We start from the raw sequence: 6,665 nt of genomic DNA, 5'->3' as shown, positions 1-6,665 counted from the left end.
CGGGATTAGACGCTTCTGTCCCAACCTCTTCCTACGATTAGTCAAGTAGAAAATAAGGAAATAAGGAAAAATCGTTTAAACGTTTGTAAACGAAGGAAGTATTTTAGACTAAACTCCGTAATAAATAACCCTGACGAGTCTGTATTTTTTTCAATCAGGGTGTTATACTCTATTTTATAAGGCTTTGCCTTATTGGTCCTTAGAGGCCGTGTACGCATAGTCGTACTTTGTCTCGTTCTTAATCATGGAATAGAGACACTTCAGTAGTTTGTTCATACAGGCTACGGTCGCAACCTTATCCTTTTTGGGTAGAGGTTGCGTTTTTAATTTGTAATAGTAATCTACAATATGATTCGAAGCGGCAGCTTGTTGGCGGATCATATTTTTTACAGTGAAATAAAGAATTTTCCGAGCTTTCGGGTTTCCACGTTTATTGATATGGTCTTGGGCAAGGTATTTCCCTGATTGATACCTACGGGTATCTATCCCAACAAAAGCATTGACTTTCTTATGGGCTTCAAATCGGCGAATATCTCCAATTTCACCAATAAGTAAAGCGGCAGATACTTCACCGATGCCTGGAACACTTTGATAAAGTTCGAACTCAGATAATGGTTTGGTTTGTTCAATAAGCTGCTTAGACAATGTTTCCTTTGATTGGATAAGCTCTTTTAACTGATGGGCATAATACTGAACCTTCTGCACTTGAATACTCGTTTTTGTGGTCGTTGGATAGGAATTAGAAGCCAATGAAAGGAGCTGTTGCGCTTTTTCTAACACTTTTTTATCAGAGAGTCGTTTGTCTGTGCTCTTTTTCAAGATATTTTTCACCTGCGTTTGACTCAATCCAGCTAAGTATTCTGGATGAGGAAACAGTTCAATAAGATTTAGAGATAGTTTTGATAAGCGGCTCGAAAAAAGGATTTCTAGTTCTGGAAAAGTAAGCTGAAGAGCTGTGTGTAAGTACATTCTTAGTCGCTTGATTTCTGTTTCTACCTCTTGATAAAAGCGAGCTAAATCATGGGATTCTTCATAAATAACTGGTTGGTGTTGTTTGATCTTCCGTTCATATTGACCGTGAGTTTGTGCAAGACGATGAGCGTCTTGCTTATCTGTTTTAAGAACACGCAACCCACTATCAAGCTGTTTTTTTGCCTCTAAGGGATTCAATAGACAATAGGGTAAGTGATTATTTTGACAAAAAGTTTCAATTACTCTTGAGTAAACGCCTGTTGATTCAAAGACGATACTGGGTGTTTCGGGTAACTGTTGAATTTCTTGAAGCAAGTAGTCAAAACCAGATCTGGTATGAGTAATCTCTCCTTGGGAGAGACAAAGCTCCTCTTTATAAAGCACTTTATAACTTTTGCCCATAGAAACATCCAATGCAAGTACATAAGCCATGTTTTCATCTTCTTTCTTTTTTTGAAAGGTTCTTCACTGTTTCATTTCGTTCCTAATTTCCTTTACACGAGCTCGAAGCCCAACATACTTAAACCAGAGTTTAAAATGACAGTGAAGGAGACCGTTTTTTTGTAGGGACTCGAAGTCCAAGAGGTTATGGTCGATCTTCCTTTCACTCCTTACTATAAACCTAAAAATAGGCAAATAGAGGGTAAACTCATCCGTCGATAAGTTTACCCTCTAATCTTGTATGTTTTCTATATTTTTTTCACATGAGCGGCTTGTAAACCACGTGTACCTTCCATTACTTCAAATTCTACGGCTTGATTTTCTTCTAATGACTTAAAGCCATCTTCTTCGATTGCTGTGAAATGAACAAAGATCTCCTCGTCTTCATTGTAACCAATAAAGCCGTAACCTTTTCTATTATCGAACCACTTGACGAACCCTTTTTCCATTCAAATCACGCTCCTTTATTTTCTAAAGTCTAGCATCATTATAAAGTGAAAAAAGGAGCTCGTCAATCTTTTGTAAAAAAGCTATTATTCTGATGGAAATGAGTAGTACTTAACGGTATAATAAGAAATAGCTGAACGAATTCGAATTATATATAATTATAGTTCGGGAAAAGAGGGTGTTTTATGAAGACAGATATAGAAATTTCTCAAGCGATTGACTTATTACCTATCAAAAAGGTAGCGCAAAGCATTGATTTAACAAACAATGATCTAGAATTATTTGGAAAATACAAAGCCAAAATCGATTTTTCGACGATCCAGCGCTTGTCAAAAAATCAAGAAGGAAAACTGATTTTAGTCACATCTATCAATCCCACACCAGCAGGCGAAGGAAAATCAACTGTCACAATCGGGTTAGGTGATGCGCTGAATTTGATCGGTAAGAAGACTGTGATTGCATTACGGGAGCCTTCATTAGGACCTGTTATGGGCATCAAAGGCGGAGCGACAGGTGGAGGATACGCTCAATTATTACCAATGGAAGAGATTAACTTGCATTTTACAGGGGATATGCATGCCATTACAACTGCCAACAATGCACTTTCAGCACTGTTGGATAACCACATTCAACAAGGAAATGAACTGGGCATTGATGTGAGAAGAATTATTTGGAAAAGGGTTGTAGATTTAAATGATCGCGCGTTGCGTCATGTCAATGTAGGCTTAGGCGGTCCAACTCAAGGGATGCCACGTGAAGATGGCTTTGATATTACCGTTGCTAGTGAGATTATGGCGATATTATGCTTAGCAGCAGATTTAGAAGATTTGAAGTTTAGACTGGGAAATATCGTTATCGGCTATACGTTTGATCGTGAACCTGTGTCTGTTAGCGACTTAGGCGTTCAAGGAGCGTTGACCTTGCTATTGAAAGAGGCGATCAAACCTAACCTAGTCCAAACTATATATGGCACGGCAGCATTTATTCATGGCGGACCATTTGCAAATATTGCTCATGGCTGCAATAGTATAATAGCAACGAAAACGGCATTGAAACTTGGGGATTATGTTGTGACTGAAGCTGGTTTTGGTGCTGATTTAGGTGGAGAGAAATTCTTAGATATTAAAGTACCTAACTTAAAAAAAGCACCAGATGCAGTTGTAATCGTCGCGACGATTCGTGCGCTAAAAATGCATGGTGGGGTGGATAAAAAAGAGTTAAATACAGAAGATGTTTCGGCTATGGCCAAAGGGTTTTCAAATTTACAAAAGCATATTGAGAACATAAAAAGTTACGGATTGCCAGTCGTAGTTGCTATAAACGAGTTTATCAATGATAGTGAAAACGAAATTGTTGCCTTACGTGAATTATGCCAATCAATAGACGTGCCAGTTGAATTGACGAGTGTTTGGGAAAAAGGTGCGCAAGGTGGCGTAGCATTAGCAAAACGTGTTACTCAAGTGATAGAAGAGCAGACTGCTGATTTTAAAACGATTTATCAAAATGGTATGAATTTAGAAGATAAAATTAAAACGATCGTGACGAAAATATATGGCGGAAATCATGTAGTATTCTCCAAAAAAGCACGAAATCAACTTGCCACTTTTGAAAAATATGGCTGGGATCGCCTACCTGTGTGTATGGCGAAAACCCAATACTCTCTATCGGATGATCCGCAAAAACTAGGACGCCCAGTAGGATTTACGATCACGATTCGTGAGTTGGTACCTAAAATTGGTGCAGGTTTTATCGTAGCGCTGACAGGAGATGTCATGACGATGCCAGGTTTGCCCAAGAAACCTGCTGCACTGAATATGGATGTTGATAAAGATGGTAACGCAATCGGGTTATTTTAATCTATAATAAAAAACAAACGGCTATTTTTAATCGCTGTTTGTTTTTTTATGTCACTTATTTTTATTCCAGTCAACTTCTTTCTTCCAGTCTGGTAGTTTTTGTTATATACTTTAAACTAAAGCTCGAGGAGGGATCAGCATGAATATTCGTTGTACTAGAAATACCGGATTTTATGGAATGGGTAGTCCGATCGAGGTCAGAAAAAATGAGGAAAAATGGTTTTATTTGAACCAAAATGAAACGAAACAAGTCGAAATAAAGGAATCAAAGTGTACAATACAAGTGAAGTTTTTCTTCTTAAAGAGTGCACCTTTTGTGGTGAACGATCAGGGACACACGCTTGATTTAGAAATAACAATGAATCCAACATTGATCTTAGTTTATGTTATACTCTTTGTTGGAATGTTTTTAATTCCTGTATTGCATTTGAATATTGTTGGAATTATGTTGTTACTCGTTATTTATTTTATTTTTGTGTTTTCTATGTTAAACAAAGCGTATGTCATTAAGGAGAAAATGTGATGGGTGAAAGAGCGGAAGAATTTTTAAGCAGTTTCAATCGTATTGAGAAATGGTTTCGTGAACAATTAAATAACCCAACGAATATGGGTTTTAGTGAAATGGTTCGCCGACTATCTAGAAAAAAAGACAGCCAAATCTCGCTTTTTCAAGATGACCTACTGCAAATGGCTCAATTAAGAAATGCGATTGTTCATGAACGGATTTCAACCGATTTTGTGATAGCAGAACCCAACGCGTGGGCAGTCACCCGAATGTTGGAAATCGAACAAGCATTGATCAGTCCAGAAAAAGTTCTCCCGCGTTTTGCGAAGAAAGTGACAGGATTTGATATAAATATTTCAATCAAAGAAATCTTATCGATTGTTGCTCGTAAGCAGTATTCACAATTTCCAATTTATGATGATGGCATTTTTAAAGGCTTGATTACTGTTCGCGGCTTAGGAATTTGGTTAGCGGTCGAAAGTTCAAAAGGAGACATTCAATTAGAAGGAAGAAAAGCTTCTGAACTTTTGTTGAGTAATTATAAGCAGAGTAACTATCAATTTGTCAGTAAAGAGACGACTGTGTTTCAAGTTGAAGAGATGTTTGTGACCCAAGTCAGACTAGAGGCAATCCTGATCACAAAAGATGGGAATCCAAATGGCAGTTTACTGGGCATTATCCGTCCAAGAGATTTATATAATAATTTAGAGAAGGAATGAAAGCCGTTGCTAGCAGTTTATCTAATTATCAGTGCAGTTCTGGTCGGTTTAGATCAGTGGGTCAAATATTTAACGGTGACCAATATTCAATTAGGAGAAACAAAGGAGTTTATACCTGGATTTATGTCATTTACGAATCTTCGTAACACTGGGGCCGCTTGGAGTCTTTTAGAAGGAAAAATGTGGTTCTTTTATATCGTCACAGTGATCGTAGTTGCTGTAGTGTTGTATATTTTAGTTAAAAATATCAATGGAAGTAAGTGGTTTACAGTTGGTTTGAGCTTAGTCTTAGCTGGAGCAGTCGGAAATTTTATCGATCGTATTCGTCTAGGTTATGTTGTTGATATGTTCCAAACAGAATTTATTAGCTTTCCTATATTCAACGTCGCGGACTCTGTGCTAGTTATTGGTGTGATATGTATCTTTATTTATTTAATTTTAGACGAAAAAGCAGCGAAGGATGGAAAAAATGGAGCAAATTAATGTAAAAATAAAACAAGAAAAGGGCCGGATTGATAAAGTTTTAAGCGATTTATTGAAAAATCATTCCCGTTCACAAATTCAACAATGGTTAAAAGATCAAAATATTACAGTCAACGGTGAAATTACCCGCCCAAATTATAAAGTCAAAGAAAATGATGAAATAAGTATCAATGTACCTGAACCAGAAGAACTTGATGTTCTGGCAGAAGATATTCCAATTGAAATCGTGTATGAAGATGACGATGTTTTAGTTGTCAATAAACCTCAAGGTATGGTAGTTCATCCATCTGCAGGACATCAGCATGGAACGCTAGTTAATGCGCTGTTATATCATATAAAGGACTTATCCTCGATTAATGGCATCATTCGTCCAGGCATTGTGCATCGTATTGATAAAGACACATCAGGCTTATTGATGGTCGCTAAAAATGATAAAGCACATATTGCTTTAGCTGAACAATTGAAAGATAAAACCTCACTTAGAAAGTATGTTGCTTTAGTCCATGGCGAAATCTCTCATGATAAAGGTGAAATCAATGCACCGATCGGTCGTTCAAAAAATGATCGGAAAATGCAAGCTGTAATCGAAGGTGGCAAGCCAGCAGTGACTCACTTTGAAGTGTTAGAACGATTTGAAGGTTATACGCTTGTTCAGCTGCAGTTAGAAACAGGACGTACTCACCAAATTCGTGTTCACATGAAATATATTGGATTTCCAGTTGCAGGCGATCCACTGTATGGACCAAGAAAAACATTAAAAGGCAATGGTCAATTTTTACATGCTGAAGTACTGGGCTTTAAACATCCTACAACTGGCCAAATGATGGTTTTTGAAGCCCCTTTACCAGATCTTTTTGAAAAAACTTTAGAGCAATTAAGAAATAATGATTGATTTATTCTATCAGAAAAGGTACACTGTTTTAGAAAGAAAATTAAATAAGCAATCCTTTAAGAGTAGTCCTGTGAGGCTAAGAAGGAAACATGCAGAATACTATCTAGGTGCGCTTAGAAAAAATCTGTGTGAACTGAATGGTATCTTTGTATAGATAAATTCAATCCTCCTATCCGAACACGGGTAGGAGGATTTTTGTTTTTCATCATTGTGACTGGCTAAGAAGCTGACCGAGCAGATAATGAAAAATACTTGGCCAACGAAGTGAGAGAAGCAATCTTACTAGTGGCCCCAAAAAAGGCTCAACTACTTATAATTAGGAAAAACAGGTATACATGAAAAAGAACAAA

7 protein-coding genes are annotated in these 6,665 nt (G+C 37.2%); 5 read left to right on the top strand and 2 right to left on the bottom strand.

Annotation, left to right across the window (positions count from 1 at the left end; translation table 11 throughout):
* Positions 1-189: 189 nt before the first annotated feature.
* Positions 190-1,404, bottom strand: coding sequence for an IS110 family RNA-guided transposase (locus RV15_RS16230; RefSeq protein ID WP_071879053.1), 1,215 nt, complete (start codon positions 1,402-1,404; stop codon positions 190-192).
* 257 nt (positions 1,405-1,661) lie between these two features.
* On the bottom strand, positions 1,662-1,862 hold the full coding sequence (locus RV15_RS16225; protein ID WP_025869040.1) for a cold-shock protein: 201 nt from the start codon (positions 1,860-1,862) through the stop codon (positions 1,662-1,664).
* 183 nt (positions 1,863-2,045) lie between these two features.
* Between RV15_RS16225 and RV15_RS16220 the strand changes: the two genes are divergently transcribed.
* The 5 genes from RV15_RS16220 (at position 2,046) to RV15_RS16200 (ending at position 6,315) form a co-directional block, all read left to right on the top strand.
* Positions 2,046-3,716, top strand: coding sequence for a formate--tetrahydrofolate ligase (locus tag RV15_RS16220; protein WP_071879052.1), 1,671 nt, complete (start codon positions 2,046-2,048; stop codon positions 3,714-3,716).
* A 139-nt stretch (positions 3,717-3,855) separates the two neighbouring features.
* Positions 3,856-4,239 (top strand): hypothetical protein, encoded by a 384-nt coding sequence (locus RV15_RS16215; protein ID WP_071879051.1) that lies wholly within the window; start codon positions 3,856-3,858, stop codon positions 4,237-4,239.
* The gene (locus RV15_RS16210) at positions 4,239-4,940 is read left to right on the top strand and encodes a CBS domain-containing protein (RefSeq protein ID WP_071879050.1); all 702 of its coding nucleotides are present in this window, start codon (positions 4,239-4,241) and stop codon (positions 4,938-4,940) included. The genes RV15_RS16215 and RV15_RS16210 overlap by 1 nt, the downstream gene beginning before the upstream one ends.
* A gap of 6 nt (positions 4,941-4,946) precedes the next feature.
* The gene (gene lspA / locus RV15_RS16205) at positions 4,947-5,423 is read left to right on the top strand and encodes a signal peptidase II (protein ID WP_071879049.1); all 477 of its coding nucleotides are present in this window, start codon (positions 4,947-4,949) and stop codon (positions 5,421-5,423) included.
* Entirely contained in the window at positions 5,410-6,315 is a 906-nt protein-coding gene (locus RV15_RS16200; protein WP_071879048.1) for an RluA family pseudouridine synthase, read from the top strand. Before lspA ends, RV15_RS16200 begins: the two co-directional genes overlap by 14 nt.
* The last annotated feature ends 350 nt before the right edge of the window (positions 6,316-6,665 follow it).

It is taken from the genome of Enterococcus silesiacus, assembly GCF_001886225.1.
Taxonomy (GTDB): Bacteria; Bacillota; Bacilli; order Lactobacillales; family Enterococcaceae; genus Enterococcus_L; species Enterococcus_L silesiacus.
Note: the sequence above shows the minus strand (reverse complement) of the source record. Positions and strands in the feature narration are given on the sequence as shown.

Bases quoted from the DNA above. Each gene is read 5' to 3' on its own strand.
- RV15_RS16230 (WP_071879053.1), bottom strand. From the start codon at position 1,404: ATGGCTTATGTACTTGCATTGGATGTTTCTATGGGCAAAAGTTATAAA.
- RV15_RS16225 (WP_025869040.1), bottom strand. From the start codon at position 1,862: ATGGAAAAAGGGTTCGTCAAGTGGTTCGATAATAGAAAAGGTTACGGC.
- RV15_RS16220 (WP_071879052.1), top strand. From the start codon at position 2,046: ATGAAGACAGATATAGAAATTTCTCAAGCGATTGACTTATTACCTATC.
- RV15_RS16215 (WP_071879051.1), top strand. From the start codon at position 3,856: ATGAATATTCGTTGTACTAGAAATACCGGATTTTATGGAATGGGTAGT.
- RV15_RS16210 (WP_071879050.1), top strand. From the start codon at position 4,239: ATGGGTGAAAGAGCGGAAGAATTTTTAAGCAGTTTCAATCGTATTGAG.
- RV15_RS16200 (WP_071879048.1), top strand. From the start codon at position 5,410: ATGGAGCAAATTAATGTAAAAATAAAACAAGAAAAGGGCCGGATTGAT.